Annotated in this window: 1 tRNA gene; it reads right to left on the bottom strand. The window is 40.2% G+C overall.

Annotated elements, in window-relative coordinates:
• Positions 1-432: 432 nt before the first annotated feature.
• Positions 433-509: transfer RNA gene (locus JV36_RS0113670), tRNA-Ile, on the bottom strand.
• Position 510: the final 1 nt, after the last annotated feature.

Here is a 510-nt window from a genome sequence, read left to right as displayed (position 1 = left end):
GACAAGGGTAATGTTGTATGCATGACAAGCTAATCGGAAGAATTGCCTTGCTATCTTCTTTGTTAACCGGACATGCCGGTTAACCCGCCTTGCGGCGTTGTCGATAACAAGCAATTCAAGTCAAGTAGAGTAAAAAGTGCGTCTTTCGACTTCTCAATTACTCTTTTGATTGATTACTATTAATATCAGCTTTCCAAATTGTTAAAGAACATTAGATGTTTCCTGCAAAAGCAGTACTATCATCTTTAGGGTAAAAAACCCTAATCAATGCTTACTTAAAAAGTAAATATTCATTAGGATTTCACTATTATTTGACACACTACTTAACCATTCATCCAATTCGTTTGGTGAAGGTAGTTTCAACGCGAGAAACGCAGTGTGCGCTAGCACATGAGTATCGCAGCGATTGAAAATAGCAAAACCAAGTAGAATTGGTAGGCTTGGGCAGACTTGAACTGCCGACCTCACCCTTATCAGGGGTGCGCTCTAACCAGCTGAGCTACAAGCCTT

The sequence above is a fragment of the Alteromonas sp. LOR genome (genome assembly GCF_000753865.1).
In the GTDB taxonomy this organism is placed as follows: domain Bacteria; phylum Pseudomonadota; class Gammaproteobacteria; order Enterobacterales; family Alteromonadaceae; genus Alteromonas.
This window is presented reverse-complemented; position numbering and strand designations above follow the sequence as displayed.